Source organism: Salipiger sp. D13, assembly GCF_003703915.1.
Classification (GTDB): domain Bacteria; phylum Pseudomonadota; class Alphaproteobacteria; order Rhodobacterales; family Rhodobacteraceae; genus Salipiger; species Salipiger profundus.
On record NZ_ML112597.1, the window covers coordinates 104,472 to 123,041 of the forward strand.

The 18,570-nt window shown below is 69.2% G+C and carries 12 protein-coding genes; 3 read left to right on the forward strand and 9 right to left on the reverse strand.

Annotated features, from left to right (window positions below):
- Positions 1-117 precede the first annotated feature (117 nt).
- The 3 genes from der to D6860_RS12860 form a co-directional block, all read right to left on the reverse strand.
- Positions 118-1,578: a ribosome biogenesis GTPase Der gene (der, locus tag D6860_RS12850; RefSeq protein ID WP_076624875.1), complete on the reverse strand. Its 1,461-nt coding sequence runs from the start codon at positions 1,576-1,578 to the stop codon at positions 118-120.
- Between the two features lie 111 nt (positions 1,579-1,689).
- Positions 1,690-3,057: an outer membrane protein assembly factor BamB family protein gene (locus tag D6860_RS12855; protein WP_229743300.1), complete on the reverse strand. Its 1,368-nt coding sequence runs from the start codon at positions 3,055-3,057 to the stop codon at positions 1,690-1,692.
- 9 nt (positions 3,058-3,066) lie between these two features.
- Entirely contained in the window at positions 3,067-3,723 is a 657-nt protein-coding gene (locus tag D6860_RS12860; protein ID WP_076624877.1) for a tetratricopeptide repeat protein, read from the reverse strand.
- A gap of 292 nt (positions 3,724-4,015) precedes the next feature.
- On the opposite strand from D6860_RS12860, the gene D6860_RS12865 reads away from it, so the two are divergent.
- Positions 4,016-5,326 (forward strand): efflux RND transporter periplasmic adaptor subunit, encoded by a 1,311-nt coding sequence (locus D6860_RS12865; RefSeq protein ID WP_076624878.1) that lies wholly within the window; start codon positions 4,016-4,018, stop codon positions 5,324-5,326.
- Positions 5,323-9,012: an efflux RND transporter permease subunit gene (locus D6860_RS12870; RefSeq protein ID WP_076624879.1), complete on the forward strand. Its 3,690-nt coding sequence runs from the start codon at positions 5,323-5,325 to the stop codon at positions 9,010-9,012. The genes D6860_RS12865 and D6860_RS12870 overlap by 4 nt, the downstream gene beginning before the upstream one ends.
- Before the next feature lie 475 nt (positions 9,013-9,487).
- Here the strand turns inward: D6860_RS12870 and recG are convergent, their stop codons facing one another.
- The 4 genes from recG to D6860_RS12890 all read right to left on the reverse strand — a co-directional run bounded on the left by recG (position 9,488) and on the right by D6860_RS12890 (position 15,064).
- Positions 9,488-11,578 carry an ATP-dependent DNA helicase RecG gene (recG, locus tag D6860_RS12875; RefSeq protein ID WP_076624880.1) on the reverse strand — a complete coding sequence of 697 codons (2,091 nt, stop codon included), beginning with the start codon at positions 11,576-11,578 and terminating at the stop codon, positions 9,488-9,490.
- Entirely contained in the window at positions 11,575-13,836 is a 2,262-nt protein-coding gene (gene ligA / locus D6860_RS12880) for an NAD-dependent DNA ligase LigA (RefSeq protein ID WP_076624881.1), read from the reverse strand. The genes recG and ligA overlap by 4 nt, the downstream gene beginning before the upstream one ends.
- A gap of 74 nt (positions 13,837-13,910) precedes the next feature.
- A complete protein-coding gene (gene ctrA / locus D6860_RS12885) occupies positions 13,911-14,627 on the reverse strand; it encodes a response regulator transcription factor CtrA (protein ID WP_076624882.1) in 717 nt (238 codons plus the stop codon).
- A gap of 140 nt (positions 14,628-14,767) precedes the next feature.
- Positions 14,768-15,064 carry a CtrA inhibitor SciP gene (locus D6860_RS12890; protein ID WP_017467391.1) on the reverse strand — a complete coding sequence of 99 codons (297 nt, stop codon included), beginning with the start codon at positions 15,062-15,064 and terminating at the stop codon, positions 14,768-14,770.
- Between the two features lie 141 nt (positions 15,065-15,205).
- Between D6860_RS12890 and mnmA the strand changes: the two genes are divergently transcribed.
- Positions 15,206-16,345, forward strand: a complete 1,140-nt coding sequence (gene mnmA / locus D6860_RS12895; RefSeq protein WP_076624883.1) for a tRNA 2-thiouridine(34) synthase MnmA — start codon at positions 15,206-15,208, stop codon at positions 16,343-16,345.
- Positions 16,346-16,408: 63 nt separating this feature from the next.
- Here the strand turns inward: mnmA and D6860_RS12900 are convergent, their stop codons facing one another.
- A complete protein-coding gene (locus D6860_RS12900) occupies positions 16,409-17,545 on the reverse strand; it encodes a hypothetical protein (RefSeq protein WP_076625457.1) in 1,137 nt (378 codons plus the stop codon).
- 107 nt (positions 17,546-17,652) lie between these two features.
- Complete coding sequence (locus D6860_RS12905; RefSeq protein ID WP_076624884.1) at positions 17,653-18,432, reverse strand: SDR family oxidoreductase; 780 nt, start codon at positions 18,430-18,432, stop codon at positions 17,653-17,655.
- Positions 18,433-18,570 lie beyond the last annotated feature (138 nt).

The window sequence follows — 18,570 nt, forward strand, 5'->3', positions numbered from 1 at the left end:
TTTTCAAATACCTCGGGGGTGAGGCGCGGCACGCGCCGAGGGGGCAGCGCCCCCTCGCGGGGTCCACGGGGCCGCGCCCGCACCTCANCGCGGGGTCCACGGGGCCGCGCCCGCACCTCAGCCCTTCTTGCGCCCGAGGTGCTTCTTCAGCGCGCCGGCGTTCTTCTCGCGCTTGTTCTTGTAGGGGTTCCGGTCGCCCTGCCCGCGCATGTAGAGCCGGATCGGCGTCCCCGGCATGTCGAAGGCCTCGCGCAGCCCGTTCACCAGGTAGCGGGTGTAGCTGTCGGGCATCTTGTCGGGGTGCGAGCACATCACCACGAACCCCGGCGGACGGGTCTTGGCCTGCGTCATGTAGCGCAGCTTGATGCGGCGGCCCTGCGGCGCGGGCGGCGGGTGGCTCGACACCATCCCCTCAAGCCAGCGGTTGAGCTGGCCGGTCGAGACTCGCCGGTTCCACACTTCCCAGGCCTTCACCACCGCGTCGTGCAGCCGGTCGAGCCCGCGCCCGGTGCGCGCCGAGACGGTGACCAGCGGCGCGCCGCGCAGCTGCGGCAGCAGCCGGTCGAAGGCTTCCTTGAGGTCGCGCAGCTTCTCCTGCTTGTTGTCCTCGACGTCCCACTTGTTGACGGCGACGACCACGGCGCGGCCCTCGCGCTCGGCAAGGTCGGCGATGCGCAGGTCCTGCTGCTCGAACGGGATCGCCGCGTCCAGCAGCACCACCACGACCTCGGCGAATTTCACCGCGCGCAGACCGTCCGAGACCGACAGCTTCTCGAGCTTTTCCTGAACCTTCGCGCGCTTGCGCATGCCGGCGGTGTCGAAGATCCGCATCGGCGTGCCGTCCCAGGCGGTGCGCACCGAGATCGCATCGCGGGTGATGCCCGCCTCGGGTCCGGTGAGCAGCCGCTCCTCGCCGAGGATCTTGTTGATCAGCGTCGACTTGCCGGCGTTCGGCCGGCCGACCACGGCGATCTGCAGCGGCTTCTCGTCGGTGAGCGCGGGCAGGCTCTCGTCGGGCGCCACCTCGTCCTCGGGCACGTTCACGTCGACCTCTGGGGCCTCCTCGGCGGCGCGTTCGGCGAAGCCGTCGGCCAGCGGCTGCAGCATCGTGTAGAGATCCGGCATGCCCTCGCCGTGCTCGGCCGAGAGCCGCAGCGGCTCGCCCAGCCCCAGCGCGTAGGCTTCGAGGATTCCGGCGTCGGCGGCAGCGCCCTCGGCCTTGTTCGCGGCGAGGATCACGTGCTTGGCGCGCTTGCGCAGGATCTCGGCGAAGATCTCGTCGGTCGGCGTCACGCCGGTGCGCGCGTCGATCATGAACAGACAGACGTCGGCCATGTCGACGGCGCGCTCGGTGAGCCGCCGCATCCGGCCCGGCAGGCTGTCGTCGGTCGCGTCCTCGAGCCCGGCGGTGTCGATCACCGTGAAGCGCAGGTCGCCGAGCTTGCCCTCGCCCTCGCGCAGGTCGCGGGTCACGCCGGGCTGGTCGTCGACCAGCGCGAGCCGGCGGCCGACGAGTCGGTTGAACAGCGTCGACTTGCCCACGTTCGGGCGTCCGACGATGGCGAGGGAAAAGGTCATCTCATGCACCCCAAATCAGAAGACGCCCCGATAGCGCATTTGCGCAGGCGGCGAAAGGGGGCGCGCGCCGCGACGCCCCCGCCGGAAACCCGGTCTCGCGCCCCGCCCCGTTCAGCGGTAGGCGACGAGCTCGCCCTTCGTGGTCACGACGTAGAGCGTGCCGTTGGCGATGGCCGGCGCGGCGGTCGCGCCGCCCGGGATCTCGATGGCCGAGAGCAGCGCGCCGTTTTCCGGGTTGAAGCTGCGAAGCGCGCCGTCCGACGAGGCCACGATCAGCCGCCCGCCCGCCATGACGGGCCCGTGGTTCGCATAGGCGCTGTCACGGCGGCGCTGCGGTTTGCGCACCGGCTCGTAGCCCGGAAGTTCGACCGCCCAGACCTGCTCGCCGGTCTGCGCGTCGAGCCGCACCAGCTCGTTGCGGTCGGAGACGAGGAACACCGAGTCGCCGGCCGGCCAGACCGGCTGCCGGGCGCCCATGCGCGCGGTCCAGATCCGCTCGCCGCTGCCGGCCCGGAAGGCCACGACCCGGCCCGAGTGATTCCCGACGTAGACCGTGCCGCCCGAGATCACCGGAGCGCCGGTGATGTCGGTCACGCCCGCCAGCGCCGAGCCGGTGCGCGTGCCGACCACGTCGGCATTCCACAGTTGCAGCCCGCCCTGCCGCAGCACGGAGCGCACGCTGCCGTTGCCGAAGGCGAAGATGACGGAATCGTCCGACAGCGCGGGCGCCGGGGCGCCGGCCACGTTGTTCACGTCCTCGAGCCCCTCGACCTGCCAGCGGATGCGGCCGTCCTCGGCCTCGATCGCCCAGCCGCGCTGGTCGCCCGACGTCACGTAGACCAGCCCGCCCGCGATCGTCGGCGCGCCGGTGGCGGTGTCGCCGAGCTCCTGCACCCAGATCTCGTTGCCGGTCGTGGCATCGAGCGCGCTCAGCCGGCCGAAGCCCGAGGCCACGTAGAGGCGCCCGCCGGCGACGGCGAGCCCGCCGCCCTGCGCCTGCTTCGCAGTGTCGCGCGCGGGCACCATGCTCTTTTGCCACAGCACCTGCCCGGAGGTGCTGACCGCGCTGACGCGGTGCTCGGCATCCATGGTGAAGATGCGGCCATCGGCCACCACCGGGTCGACGTTGATCCGCGCGCGGCGGCTGTCACCGGCGCCGATGTCGACCGAGAAGACCGGCCGCAGCGCCTGCCCCAGCGTCGCGTTGCCGGTGCGCGCGAAGGGCGACACCGGGCTTTGCGCCCAAGAGGCGTTGCGCGTGGGCGCGGCAAGGGCGATCGCCCGCGCGGTGTTCGCCGGCGTCGCGGCCTCGGCGGCGCTTTCGCTGAGCACCTCGCGGGTGCCGAAGCGCTCGCCCTGAAGGATGGGTTCCGGCTCTTCGCAGGACGCGAGAACCGTGAGCCCGACGAGCCCCGCCGTGATCGTGGTGATGCGCAAATCCCTGCCCCCGTCTTGCCTGCCCGAGTTGTCTGCCGTCATGTTGCCGGCTCAGCCGGCGTCGAGTTCGCCGCCGAGCGCCACAATCAACTGAGACGCCCGCTGGCGCAAGCCCGCGGTCGTTTCCGAATCCTCGATGATCCGCTGCAGCCGCGCGATGGCGTCATCGGTGTTCCCGGCCTCGACGTCGAGCAGCGCCAGTTGTTCTTCCGCCAGCAGCCGCAAGGGCTTGCCGGGCACTGCGAGCGCTTCGAGCCCGATGCGCCGATCCTCGAGCGAGTAGTTGGACGCGGCGCTGGTCAGCGCCTTGAAGCTCGCCATCTCGCGGTAGATCTCGGCCACGTCGCCGTTCGTCGACACGGCTTCTAGCCGCGCGGCGGCATCCTCGGCGTTGCCGGCGGCCTTGGCCTCGGCGGCGCCGAGCATCGCCACCAGCGCCTGCGTGCCGGGCGTGGGGGCATCGATCTCCGCGAGCGCCTCGGCACGGGCCTCGGGCGCCTCGGCGTCGAGCGCGGCAAGGATCCGGTCGCCCAGTTCCTGCGCCTCGGCCCGGTCCCGCGATGCCGCGTATTCGCGCCACGCGGCGCCACCCACGAGCACCAGAACCAGCAGCACCGCCACCCAGCCGTAGCGCTTCATGAGCCCGAAAAGCCGGTCGCGGCGGACCTCTTCGGTCACTTCGTCAATGAAACTGTCGGTATCGCTCAAGGTGGCCTCGCTGCTCGTCGTGTTGCCCCCTCTTACAGTCCCATATCCGGGCTGCCAAGGCGTCCTGTCCCCCGCCGCCGGCCGAGCGGCTCCGTGCCGCTTGATCGGTGCGGCGCGCACGGCTAAACTGAACCAATCAGTTCAGTGGCGAACACCCGACTCCGGGAGGCGCGCCCGTTGCCCGGACGGTGCCGCCGTCCGCCTGCGGCACAAAGCGGCAGCCCGGCTGTCTTGCCCCGTGCCCCATTCGTCGTAACGTCCGGCTCGCGGACAGAGTGGAAAGACCGGGACCATGCGCATCATCTCGATCATCACCGCGGTCGTCGTCATGGCCGTGCTCTACGGCGTCGTGATGGAGCGCGACCGGCTCTTGGACTTTGCGCGGGACATCGCCCCCGCCGGCAGCGCCGAGGACGCCCCGGCTGCCGAAAGGGAAGCGCCCGGGACCGAGGCGCTTCTCGAAGAGACACCGGAAGAAGAGGGCGTAGCCCCGGTTGCCGTCATGGCGATGCACTCTGTCGCGCAGAAGATCGACGACGCGGTGACGCTTCGCGGCGAGACCCAGCCTTCGCGCGAGGTCGACGTGCTGGCGGAAACCACTGGCCGGGTGATCTCGGAGCCACTGCCCAAGGGCAGCGAGGTTGAGGCCGGGCAGCTGCTGTGCGAGCTTGATCCCGGCACCTCGCAGGCCTCGCTCGACGAGGCCGAGGCCGCGCTGAACGAGGCAGAAGCGCAGCGCCCGCAGGTCGAGGCGCGCATCCCCGAGGCCGAGGCGACGGTCGCACAGGCCGAGGCGCGGCTCGAAGAGGCACGAATCAACCTGACCGCCGCCGAAGAGCTGTCGAAAAACGGCTATTCCTCGCGCACCGCGCTTGCTTCGGCCCGGGCGGCACAGCGCACCGCCGAGGCCGGGGTGCGCAGCGCCGAGGCCGGGCTGAAATCGGCGCAATCGGGGCTCGACAGCCTCGGCGCCCAGATCGAGAGCGCGCGCGCCGCCGTGGCCCGGGCGCAGACCGTCGTCGACAACCTGACCATCGAGGCGCCCTTTTCCGGCGTGCTGGAAAGCGATACCGCCGAGCTTGGCGCACTGCTGAGCGTCGGCACGCCCTGCGCCACGGTGCTGCAGCTCGACCCGATCCGGCTGGTGGGTTACGTCCCCGAGACCTCGGTCGCGCGGGTCGAGGACGGCGCCCGCGCCGGGGCCCGGCTGATCGACGGCGAGACGGTCACCGGCACCGTCACCTTCGTCGCGCGCCGCGCCGACGAGACCACCCGCACCTTCCGCGTCGACATCACCCTGCCGAACCCCGACCTTGCGGTGCGCGCCGGGCAGACCGCCGAGATCGCCATCGCCGCCGACGGCGTCACGGCGCACCTGCTGCCGCAATCCTCGCTCACGCTCGACGACGACGGGCGGCTCGGCATCCGCGCGGTGGCGGGCGACGACACGGCGCTCTTCATGCCGGTCACCGTGCTGCGCGACACCCGCCGGGGCATCTGGGTCGGCGGCCTCCCCGAGACGGTCGACGTGATCACCCTGGGGCAGGAATACGTCACCGACGGCGTGCCGGTCGCGCCGAGCTACGAGGAGGTCCTGCAGTGACCGGCCTCGTCGACTGGGCCGCGACCCGCGCCCGCATGGTGCTGGCCTTCATCGTGCTGTCGATCGTCGCCGGCGCCTATGCCTACGTGACGCTGCCCAAGGAAGGCGAGCCCGACATCGAGATCCCGGCGCTCTTCGTGTCGGTCCCCTTCCCGGGCATCTCGGCGGAGGATTCCGAGAAGCTTCTGGTCAAGCCGATGGAGACCGAGCTTGCCGACCTCGACGGGCTCAAGACGCTTTCCGGCACCGCCGCCGAGGGCTACGCGGGCGTGGCGCTGGAATTCGAGTTCGGCTGGGACAAGACCGAGACCATGGCCGATGTGCGCGATGCGATGAACACCGCCGCCGGCAACTTCCCCGACGGAGCCGAGAACTACTCGATCAACGAGATCAACTTCTCGGAATTCCCGGTGCTCATCATCTCGCTGACCGGGCCGGTGCCCGAGCGCACCATGGCGCAGGTCGTCAAGGACCTGCAGGACCGGGTCGAAGCGCTCGACTCGGTGCTCGAGGCGGGCATCGCCGGCAACCGGGACGAGATGACCGAGGTCACCATCGATCCGCTGCGGCTGGAAAGCTACAACGTCACGGCGAACGAGCTGATCAACGTCGTGCAGAACAACAACCTGCTGGTGGCTGCGGGCGAGGTCGAGACCGACCAGGGCTCGTTCTCGGTCAAGATCCCCTCGAGTTTCGACGACCCGCGCGACATCTACGACCTGCCGGTGAAGGTGAACGGCGACCGGGTGGTGACGCTGGGCGACCTTGCCACGATCCACCTGACCTTCGAGGACCGCGAGGGCACCGCGCGCTTCAATGGCGAGAACACGGTCGCGCTGCAGGTGGTCAAGCGCAAGGGCTTCAACCTGATCGACACCACGGCCGAGGTGCGCGAGGTGGTCGCCGCGGCCGAGACCAACTGGCCGCAGGAACTGCGCGCGGCGGTGACCGTGACCGCGAGCAACGACCAGAGCCGCATCGTCGACTCGATGGTCAAGCAGCTCGAGGGGTCGGTGCTGACCGCCATCGCACTGGTGATGATCGTGGTGCTGGGCGCGCTCGGCACGCGTGCCGCGCTGCTGGTGGGCTTCGCCATCCCCACCTCTTTCCTGCTGTGCTTCCTGCTGCTCTGGGGCATGGGCATCACCGTGTCGAACATCGTCATGTTCGGCCTGATCCTCGCGGTGGGGATGCTGGTCGACGGCGCCATCGTGGTGGTCGAATACGCCGACAAGCGCATCTCGGACGGCACCGGCCCGATGCACGCCTACGTCGAGGCCGCCAAGCGGATGTTCTGGCCGGTGGTCTCGTCCACTGCCACCACGCTCTGTGCCTTCCTGCCGATGCTGTTCTGGCCCGGCGTCGCGGGGCAGTTCATGGGGATGCTGCCGGTCACGCTGATCTTCGTCCTGTCGGCCTCGCTGATCGTGGCGCTGGTCTACCTGCCGGTCATGGGCGGTGTGTCGGGGCGCTTTTCGCGCCTGCTGCACCGCAAGTCCGAACGCCTCCGCCGCGCGCTGCCGCGCTGGTGGACGCGCGCCGCGCTGGTGCCGGTCGCGCTTCTGGGCATGTTCGTCGGCGCGATGATGGTGCTGAACCCAGATTTCCTCTTCTACAGCCCGTTTTCGGGCTACGGCGCGCGGGCACCGGGGGTGGCGGTCTTCCTGCTGTTCGCGGTGATGGCCTCGGTCACGCTGGATGCCGCGCGCATCGAGCGCCGCCGCAAGCGCATCCGGGCGCAGTATCGCCGTTCGCGGTTCGGCTGGCTGATCCAGATCGTCACCGGCAACCCGCTGATGCCGCTGGTGACCATCGGTGCGGTGATCTTCTTCGTCGTCTCGGTCTTCGGCTACTACGGCGAGAACAACAACGGCACGCAGTTCTTTACCGACAGCGAGCCCGAGCAGGCCATCGTCTACGTCCGCGCCCGCGGCAACCTCTCGCTTGCCGAGAAGGATGCGCTGGTGCGCCGCGCCGAACGGATCGTGCTTGCCCATCCGGGCATCGAGACCGCCTTTTCCTTTGCCGGCGATGGCGGGCTGTCGTCGAACACCGGCGGCGCGCAGCCGCCCAAGGACACCATCGGCCAGATCCAGCTCGAGATCGTGCCGTGGGAAGACCGCCGCGACCGCCCCGAGCTCGACGGCGACATCGTCTTGGCCGAGCTCACCGAGGCGATGCAGGCGATCCCCGGCATCGAGATCGAGATCCTCGACCTTGCCATGGGGCCGGCCTCGGCCAAGCCGGTGCACCTGCGCCTGAAATCCGACGACTGGGACAGCCTGCTCGCCGCGACCGACACCGCCCGGGCCCGCTTCGACGCCATGGCCGGGCTGCGCCAGATCGAGGACACGCGGCCCCTGCCCGGCATCGACTGGCAGATCGACGTCGACGTCGAAAAGGCCGGCCGCTACGGCGCCAACGTCGCGACCGTGGGTGCGATGGTGCAGCTGGTGACGCGCGGGCTCACGCTCGACACCATGCGGGTCGACAGCTCGGACGAGGAGATCGACATCCGTGTGCGCTTCCCCGAGCAGGACCGGGTGCTCTCGACGCTCGACAGCCTCAAGGTGCGCACCGAGGACGGGCTCGTGCCCCTGTCGAACTTCATCAGCCGCAGGCCGGTCGAGAAGCTGGCCGAGATCAACCGCGTCGACCAGAAGCGGCATTTCGACATCAAGGCGGGCGTCGCCGATGGGCTGGTGAAATTCACCTCCGAAGGCGAGACGGTGGGCTATGGACGCGAAAGCGCCGGCGGCGGGCTCGACCTGCGCGGCACCTCCTACGAGATCACCCGATCCGAGGCCGATCTTGCCGGGCTCGCGGCTGATGGCGCACTGGCGGTCGTGCCGGTCACCGCCAACGAACGCATCGCCGAGCTGACGCAATGGCTCGAGACCGACCCGCTGCCCTCGGACGTGAGCTGGGAATGGACCGGCGACCAGGAGGAAGAGGCCGACAGCCAAGCCTTCCTGAGCCAGGCGTTCTCGGCCGCGCTGGCGCTGATGTTCATCATCCTGCTGGCGCAGTTCAACAGCTTCTACAACGCGGTGCTGGTGCTGCTCGCGGTGGTGCTGTCGACCGCCGGTGTCTTCCTCGGGATGATCGTGCTCGACCAGACGTTCTCGATCATCATGTCCGGCACCGGGGTCGTGGCGCTCGCGGGGATCGTGGTGAACAACAACATCGTTCTGATCGACACCTTCCAGGATTACTCCCGCTACATGCCGCGGATCGAGGCCATCATCCGCACCGCCGAGGACCGTATCCGCCCGGTGCTGCTGACAACGATCACCACCATCGCCGGGCTGTTCCCGATGATGATCGGCCTGTCGCTCGACTTCTTCGGCGGCGGCTACTCGATCGATTCCCCGACCTCGCTGTGGTGGAAGCCGCTGGCCTCGGCGGTGGTCTTCGGCCTGTCCATCGCGACGGTGCTGACGCTGGTCTTCACGCCGGCGATGCTGGCGCTGCGGGTGTGGTTCAACACCTACCTCCACTGGATCGCCCGCGCGCTCGCGGCCCTGTCGCTGGGCGCCGGCAGCCGGGCGGCACGGGACTGGGCGCTCACCCGCGCCGCGCGTCGCGTGAAGGCTCCGACGATCCTGTGGGAAGACCTGCCCGATCCCGCCAGCGCGCGGGCCGCCTCGGACGACAGCCTCTCGTCGCTGCGGGCGGCCGAGTAACACCCCCTTGCCGGGCACCCGCCCCAAAGAAAAAGCCGCCGCGTCCGGGGGAGGACGCGGCGGCAAGTTGCGTGTCTTCAAAGGCTCCGGACCGGGGCGCCGGGATCAGGCAGAAATCCGTGGGCGCGGGCGCGGGGACAGCCGCGTGCACATCGGGGACAGGTGATGCGCATGGCCGATCCGAAGGAAAAAGACCGCAGGCAGAAACGTTCAGAAACTGGGGAGGTGCAGAAGCACCACGAGAATGGCCATGAGCGAAACCGCTCCGATCATGTCCTGGATAAAGGTGGCCTCGGAGCGCGAAAGAACCTGGCGAATTGTCTCGATCATATCGTCATTCCCTGTGTAATCGCTTTTGTTGCCACTTTGTTCCCATATCCTTAACCACCTGTAAAGAACTTTTTGAGAACATTTGTGAACACAGGATGGACGAGGCGGAACATCCACCTGACCTGTCGGGCCTTTTCCCTGTCCCCTACCCGACAGAAATCAGGCGGATCGCCTCGTCCTGACGCATCAGCCACAGCAGCATCCGGGCCGCCTGCCCGCGCGGGCTTTCGAGCGTGGGATCGTCGGCCAGCAGCTTGCGGGCGTCGCTCTGCGCCATCGCCATCAGACCCGCCTGGTGCTCGAGGTCGGCGACCCGGAAACGCGGCAGCCCAGATTGCGCGGTGCCGATCAGGTCGCCGGCGCCGCGCATCTCGAGGTCGACCTCGGAGATGCGGAAGCCGTCCTCGGTCTCGCGCAGGGTCGTCAGGCGCTTCATCCCGGCATCGTTGAGCGGCGGGCGATACATCAGCAGGCAGGTGCTCTCGGCCTCGCCGCGCCCGACCCGGCCGCGCAGCTGGTGCAGCTGCGCCAGCCCGAACCACTCCGCCCGCTCGATCACCATGATCGAGGCGTTGGGCACGTTCACACCCACCTCGATCACCGTCGTCGCCACCAGAACCTGCGTGTCGCCCGCAACGAATTTCGCCATGGCGGCGTCCTTCTCGGCGGGCGGCATCTGGCCGTGCACGAGCCCCACTACGCCCTCGCCGAGCGCGGCGCGCAGGTGCTTGAAGCGGTCCTCGGCGGCGGTCAGATCGACCGACTCGCTTTCCTCGACCAGCGGGCAGACCCAGTAGGCCTGACGCCCCTCGCTCACCGCCCTCTGAAGGTGCGCGACGACCTCCTCCATCCGTTCGGAGGAGACCAGCGCGGTGCGGATCGGCTTTCGCCCGGGCGGCTTCTCGTCGAGCACCGAAACATCCATGTCGCCGTATTGCGCCAGCGCCAGGCTGCGCGGGATCGGCGTCGCGGTCATCACCAGCACGTCCGCGCCCGCGCCCTTGCGCCCGAGTTCGAGCCGCTGGCGCACGCCGAAGCGGTGCTGTTCGTCGACAATGGCGAGTCGCAGGTCGTCGAAGACCACATCCGCCTGGAACACCGCGTGCGTGCCCAGGAGCACCTGGATGTCGCCACGTGCCAGCGCCGCGAGCTTGGCCTTGCGCTCGGAGCCCTTGTCGCGCCCGGTGAGCAGCTCGACGACTACGCCCGCGCTTTCCGCCAGCGGTTGCAGCCCCTCGAGATGCTGCCGGGCGAGGATCTCGGTCGGGGCCATCATCACGCCCTGCCCGCCGGCCTCGACCGCGATCAGCAGCGCCATGAAGGCGACCAGCGTCTTGCCCGCGCCGACGTCGCCCTGCAGCAGCCGGTTCATCTTCTGCGGCGCCGCCATGTCGGTGGCGATCTCGTCCATCGCCCGCATCTGCGCGCCGGTGGGCCGGAACGGCAGCGCCGCCAGCACGCGGCGGCGCAGCGCCCCGTCGCCCTGCGTGACGCGCCCCTTGCCCTTGCGCCGGTTCACCCGCGCCAGCGCCAGCGTCAGCTGATGCGCCATCAGCTCGTCATAGGCCAGACGCGCCCGCGCCTTGGCGCTGGGTGCAAGATCGTCGGCCCCCTCGGGCGCATGGGCGCGGGCGACGGCGTCGCGCCAGTCCGGCCAGCCCTCGCGCGCCTTCAGCGGCCCGTCGATCCATTCCCCAAGCTCCGGCGCCCGGGCCAGCGCATCCGCCGAGGCCCGCGCCATGAGCTTCTGCGTGACCCCAGAGGTCAGCGGGTAGACCGGCTCGAACTGCGGCAGCGTGGCGGCCTCGTCAGGTGGCAGGATGTGGTCCGGATGGACCATCTGCGCCATGCCGTCGAACAGCTCGACCCGCCCCGAGACCAGCCGGCGCGCGCCCTCGGGCAGCACTCGGGAGAGGTAGTCCGAACGGCCGTGGAAGAACACCAGCTGGAAGCCGGTCTGCGCGTCCTCGACGTGGATGCGATAGGGCCGCCCGCGCTGTGCGGGCTTCATGTGGCGCCCGACGGTCACCTCGACCGTCACCACGCCGGGCAGATCGGCATCCTGCACCGAGGCCCGCGGCCGGCGGTCGATCACCCCGTGCGGCAGGGTGAACAGCAGGTCGCGCGGTGCGACGATGTCCATGCCCTCGAGCGCCTGCGCGGTCTTCGGGCCAACCCCATCGAGCGTGGTCAGCTCCGCGAACAGCGGCCAGAGCGGTTCCGGCCGCTGCGTCATGCGCCGATCAGCGCCAGCCAGGAGTCCTCGTCCATGAGCTCGACGCCGAGCTCGCGGGCCTTGGCCTCCTTCGAGCCGGCGCCCGGGCCGGCGACGACGATGTCGGTCTTCTTGCTGACCGAGCCCGAGACCTTGGCGCCCAGTGCCTCGGCCCGCGCCTTGGCCTCGGCCCGGGTCATCTTCTCGAGCGTGCCGGTGAAGACCACGGTCTTGCCCGCCACCGGGCTGCCCTCGGTCGCCGGACGCTCGGCATCCTCGATCTCGAGCTGCGCGACGAGCCGGTCAATCGACGCGCGCTCGGCCTCCTGCGCGAAGGAGGTCACGAGCGAGACCGCCACCGTGTGCCCGATGCCGTCGACACCGACGAGATCGTCCCAGGCCGCGCGGGCCTCCTGCGGCACGGCCGGCTCCTGGGCCCAGGCGGCGTCGCGCGTTTCCTTGAGGCGCGCGCGCCGGCCTTCCTCGGCGGCGGCCTTGCGCTCGGCCTCGACCGCGGCCTCGGCCTGGCGGTAGCGCTCCATCGCCGGGCGGGCGGCATCGACCGCCGTCAGCAGCGCGCTCCAGCTGAGGTAATGGCGCGCCAGATCATTCGCGACCACCTCGCCAACGTGGCGGATCCCGAGCGAGAAGATCACCCGGCCTAGCGGGATTTTTCGCCGCTCGTCAATAGCATCGAAGAGGTTGTTCGCGCTCTTCTCGCCCCAACCCTCGCGGTTCTTGAGCTGCTGCAACCCGCTGCCGTAGCGCTCGCGCAGGGTGAAGATGTCTGCGGGTTCGGCGATCCAGCCGTCGCGGTGGAACTGCTCCACCTGCTTGGCGCCGAGGCCCTCGATGTCGAAGGCCGCGCGCGAGACGAAATGCGCCAGTTTCTCGACCGCCTGGGCCGGGCAGACCAAGCCGCCGGTGCAGCGGCGCGCGGCGTCACCCTCCTCGCGGATGGCCTCCGAGCCGCATTCGGGGCACGTTTCGGGGAAGACGTAGGGCGTGGCATCCTCGGGGCGCTTGTCGAGGTCGACATCGGCGACCTTGGGGATCACGTCGCCGGCGCGGTAGACCTGCACCCAGTCGCCGACGCGGATGTCCTTGCCGTCGCGGATCGGGTTGCCCGAAGCGTCGCGCCCGGCGATGTAATCCTCGTTGTGCAGGGTGGCGTTCGAGACCACGACGCCGCCCACCGTCACCGGCGTCAGCCGTGCCACCGGCGACAGCGCGCCGGTGCGGCCGACCTGGATGTCGATGGCCTCGAGCCGGGTCCATGCAAGCTCGGCGGGGAACTTGTGGGCGATGGCCCAGCGCGGCGTGGTCGAGCGGAACCCGAGCCGCTGTTGCAGCGCGAGATCGTTGACCTTGTAGACGACGCCGTCGATGTCGTAGCCGAGCGTCGCGCGCTGCTCCTCGATCTGGGCGTAGTGGTCGAGCATGCCGTCGGGACCGTCGCAGAGCTCGGTCAGCGGGTTGGTCGAGAAGCCCAGCGCGGAGAGCCGCTCGATGGCGCCCATCTGCGTGTCCGAAAGCGGCTCGGACAGCTCGCCCCAGGCGTAGGCAAAGTATTTCAGCGGACGGTCGCGGGGGATCGCGGGATCGAGCTGGCGAAGCGAGCCGGCGGCAGCGTTGCGCGGGTTGGCGAACCGTTTGCCCCCGCGCGCCTCCTGCCGCTCGTTGAGCGCTGCGAAATCGGCGTGGCTCATGTAGACCTCGCCGCGCACCTCGAGCACCTCCGGCGCGCCTTCGAGCCGTTCTGGAATGTCGTCGATGGTGCGGGCGTTGGCGGTGACGTTCTCGCCCTCGGCCCCGTCGCCACGGGTGGCGGCCTGGACCAGCACACCGTTCTCGTAGCGCAGCGAGAGCGACAGGCCGTCGATCTTCGGCTCGGCAGTGAAGGCGAGCGGCGCGTCGTCGGCCATGCCGAGATAGCGGCGGATGCTGCGGTCGAAATCGCGGACCTCGTCACCGTCGAAGGCATTTGCCAGCGACATCATCCGGATCCGGTGCCGCACCTTGGCGAAGCCCTCGGCCAGCGGCGCCCCGACCTGCTCGCTGGGGCTGTCTTCGCGCTTCAGGTCTGGAAAACGCGCTTCGATCTCGAGGTTACGGCGCTTCAGCGCATCATATTCGGCGTCGCTGATCTCCGGGGCGTCTTCGGTATGATAGGCAAGGTTGGCCTGCCCGAGCAGCTCCGCAAGCCGCGCGAGTTCGTCCCTCGCCTGCGTCTTGGTCAGTGCCTCGACCTCGATCCCTGATACCGCCTGGTCCGCCATCGGACTGCCCCCGTTTCACGCCGTCATCTGGCGCAAGTGATAGGGCGCGGACGCGGTGTCGTCCACCCGGTCGGTCAGGCGCTGGCGGCGATCTTCGGCGGCTCGTCCGAGCGCGGTTCGGGATCGCGCAGCACGTAGCCGCGGCCCCACACCGTCTCGATGTAGTTCTCCTCGCCCGTCGCCTCCGAAAGCTTCTTGCGCAGCTTGCAGATGAAGACGTCGATGATCTTGAGTTCCGGCTCATCCATGCCGCCATAAAGGTGGTTGAGAAACATCTCCTTGGTCAGCGTGGTCCCCTTGCGGAGCGAGAGCAGCTCGAGCATCTGGTATTCCTTGCCGGTCAGATGCACCGGCTTGCCCGCCACCTCAACGGTCTTGGCGTCGAGGTTCACCGAGATCTTGCCGGTGTTGATGACCGACTGGGAATGCCCCTTCGAGCGACGGATGATCGCGTGGATGCGGGCCACCAGCTCGTCGCGGTGGAACGGCTTGGTAAGGTAGTCGTCGGCGCCGAAGCCGAAACCCTTGATCTTGTTCTCGGTGTCGTCGGCCCCCGACAGGATCAGGATCGGGGTTCCGATCCGGGCCATTCGGAGCTGCCGCAGAACCTCGTGACCGTCAATGTCGGGCAGGTTCAGGTCCAGCAGGATCAGATCGTAATCGTAGAGCTTGGCAAGATCGATGCCCTCTTCGCCCAGGTCGGTGGCGTAGACGTTGAGATTGGCATGCGTCAGCATCAGTTCGATGCTCTTCGACGTGGTCGGGTCATCTTCCACCAGAAGGATACGCATAAGCTGTTCTCCACTTGTACTGTCCCTTTGCGTCGACCCTGTCGCAAAGAGGTTAATGCTTCTTTACTGTAGACGAACAATCGGCTCACGCAACTTGCGGTTGCCCTGACGCGGCGTCGCGAATTGGCGCAGAGCGACGCTCATTCGTCCGCCGGCTGCCCGGGCGCCCGAAAGCGCTGCACGAGGGTGGCCTTGAGCGCCTCTTCGCCATGACTGGCGACGGCGCGCATCCACTCCTCCAGTTCTTCGACGCTGAGGCCATACCGTTCCATCGCCTGCGCCTCCGAAAGCAGCCCGTGATGGACCGCACGAACCACCGCCGCCTTGCGCGAGGCGACCCAGCGGCGTGTCTCCACGGGCGGCAGGTCGGCGCGCGTCATGATCGTGCCGTCCGGAAGGGTGATCGCGCGCGGGCCATCGACTTTCTTGAGATACATCGGTTCAGGTCCCGTTCATTCCGGCTGCGGAGCATCTGACCCGAGCCGATTTAACGGCACCTAAAACCGCCTCTTGAGAGTGCCTCGCATTTTCCTATATTCGCGGCAATTCCCGAAACACCTGTCCCCCTGGAGGCCGCGATGCCCCTCGACGCCCCGAAACTCAATTCGCTCGGCCTGCCCAAGGCCCCCCAGGACACCCGCGTCGTGGTCGCGATGTCCGGCGGCGTGGACAGTTCCGTCGTCGCCGCGATGCTGGCGGAAGAGGGCTACGACGTGGTCGGCGTGACGCTGCAGCTCTACGACCACGGCGCCGCGCTTGCCAAGAAGGGCGCCTGCTGCGCCGGGATCGACATCCATGACGCCCGCCGCGTGGCCGAGCAGATGGGCTTTCCGCACTACGTGCTCGACTACGAGAACATCTTCAAGGATGCCGTGATCGACGAGTTCGCCGAAAGCTACCTTGGCGGGGCGACCCCGGTGCCCTGCATCCGCTGCAACGAGCGGGTGAAGTTCAAGGACCTGCTCGAGACCGCCAAGGATCTCGAGGCCGACTGCATGGCCACCGGCCACTACATCCAGCGCATGGACGGCGAGACCGGTCCCGAGTTGCACTCGGCCGCCGACCCCAATCGCGACCAGAGCTACTTCCTGTTCTCGACCACGCCGGAGCAGCTCGACTACCTGCGCTTCCCGCTCGGCCACCTGAAGAGCAAGGCGGAAACCCGTGAACTCGCTGCGAAATACGGGCTGAGCGTGGCCGACAAGCCGGACAGCCAGGACATCTGCTTCGTGCCCGACGGCAACTACGCGAGCGTCATCGAGAAGCTGCGCCCCGGCGCCGCCGAACCGGGAGAGATCGTCCATGCCGACGGCCGCGTGCTGGGCGAGCACCGAGGGGTCATCCACTACACGATCGGCCAGCGCCGGGGCCTCGGGATCGGCGGGCTGACCGAGCCGCTCTACGTGGTGAAGCTCGACGTCGACGGCAAGCGTGTCGTGGTCGGCCCCAAGGAGATGCTGGCGACGCGGACCGTGCCCGTGCGCGAGATCAACTGGCTTGGCGATGCGCCCTTCACCTCGCGCGACGAATGGCACGTCGCGGTCAAGGTCCGTTCGACCCGCCCCCCGCGCGAGGCGATCATCCGGCCGATCTCGGACACGGAAGCCGAGGTCGAGCTGGTGACTCCCGAAGAGGGCGTGAGCCCGGGCCAGGCCTGCGTGTTCTACGACCCGGACAGCAGCCGCATCTTCGGCGGCGGCTGGATCTGGCGCGGCTGACGCTGCCCGAAAAACGATTCGCGAAACGCGGTGTCGGACCAGCCCCGGCGCCGCGTTTTTAGTTCAGTCGAGCAGTTCGAAGCGCCCCTCGGCCACGTCGCGCCCGTTGACCTGCAGCACGATCGCGTGAGGTCCGGGGTGCAGCCGGAAGGTCGAGGCATCCCGCTTCATCGGGTGACGCCTGGTCAGCTCCAGCGGTGCGCCCGGCGCGACATGGCCGGTCTTCAGCTTGAACACCTTCTCGGCCTGCCCCGAGGGCCGGTGGAAGCGCAGCCGATAATCCACCATCACCGCACCGGGCGCGTCGCTCTCGAGCGTGGCCGCGATGACGAGCGGGGTGCCGATCCGCACCACCTCGGGCAGCGACAGCGATGCGGTCACGGGCAGGTCCGGGGAATAGCCGAGCAGCGCCAGCGCCTCGGGCTCACCGCGCTTGACGGCGGTGCGCAGCGCGTGGCGGGTGAGCCAGTCGCGCTCGTGCGCGGTCTGGAGGTCGGCCGATTGCCATGCGCCGAGCCGCTCGAGCACGGCGCCGGGGTGGATCTTTGACAGGTCGTTGAGGTGGTTCGCCACCGAGCGGGTCACGAAGCGTGTCGGATCGGCGTGCAGCCTGTCCAGAAGTGGCAGCGGTCGCAACGGGTCGATGCGCAGCCCCGTGCCCCACGGTAGACGCGGGCGGGTGCCCTCGGAGACGAGCCGGCGGACGTGGTAATGTGAGTCCCCGGCCCAGCGGTCGAGCCTGTCGAAGACCGCGTCGGGCCAGCGGTTGAGGAAGGGCCGGATGGCGTATTCCATCGAGAACCGCTGCGTGGCCGCGTGCAGCAGGTCGAGCGCGCGCTCGGGCTGATCCATCCCGTGGCGCACCGCCAACACGCCGGGCACCGCGTGCACGAAGCGGCCGAAGTCGTCGTCGCGGCGCGTGGGGTCGAGCGGCGGCGGCATGGCGGCCACGAGCGCCTCGGCCATGGCGGGGAAGTCGCGGGGAAGCTGCGCCTCGAGCCCGTCGGCGAGCACGTCGAGCCGCGCGTGGATGCCGAGCCCCTCGAAACGGGGCAGCACCTCCGCGAGGAACCGCTCTGGGTCGAACCCCGGAAGCACGGCATGTTCCTGCGCGATCCGCCCCGACGTGTCCACGTTGAAGAGCTGGTCGGCCAGCGAGAAACCCGCGCCGCCGCCCTTGCCGTCAGGACCGCGTGCCATCGGCATTCCAGCAGGTTCGGGGGCGCTGCCCCCGTCGCTGCGCGTCTCCCCCGGGATATTTCCGGCCAGAAGAAAGCCCGGGACCGCGCGCGGGCAGCGGCTTGCGGTCAGATGGTCGCAAAGGTCTCGCCGCCGTCGAGCACGATGTTCTGGCCGACGATGTAGCCCGCGTGGTCCGAGCAGAGGAAGGCGCACATCTTGCCGAATTCGCCCGGGTCGCCGTAGCGGCCGGCAGGGATGCCCTCGGCGCGGATGCGGCGGGCGTCCTCGCGGCTGATGCCCTGCTGTTCGGCCATGGCGTCGTCCATCTGGTCGATGCGGGCGGTGTCATGCACGCCGGGCAGCAGGTTGTTGATGGTGACGCCCTTCGAGGCGATCTGGCGCGAGGTGCCGGCCGTGAACCCGGTGAGGCCGGCGCGGGCGCTGTTCGAGAGCCCCAGCGGCAGCAGCGGCGCCTTGACCGAGCGCGAGGTGATGTTGACCACCCTGCCCCAGCCGCGCTCGATCATGCCCGGCACCAGCGCCTGCATGAGGGCAATCGGCGTCAGCATGTTGCCGTCGAGCGCGTCGATGAAGTCGTCACGGTCCCAGTCGGTCCAGTAGCCCGGCGGCGGGCCCCCGGCGTTGGTCACGAGGATGTCGACCGCGCCGGCCGCTTCGAGCACTTCGGCACGTCCGGCCGGGTCGACGATGTCGGCGGCGACGGCGGTGACCTCGACGCCATGGGCGGCGCTGATCTCCTTGGCCGCGGCCTCGAGCGGACCGGCGCTGCGGGCGTTCATCACCAGCGCGCAGCCGGCTTCGGCCAGCGCCTCGGCGCAGCCCCGGCCCAGCCCCTTCGACGAGGCGCAGACGAGCGCGCGCTTCCCGGCGATATTCAGATCCATGCGGTCGATCTCCCTGTTCCGGCGTGTCTTTCGCGGCCCTGAAAAGGCCACGGGCGTCCCCATAAGATGACACATTCCGCTGGCTTACAATGGGGGGACGGTGTTTCCTCTCCGGGCATGGCGCAAGCTGCGGGCAGT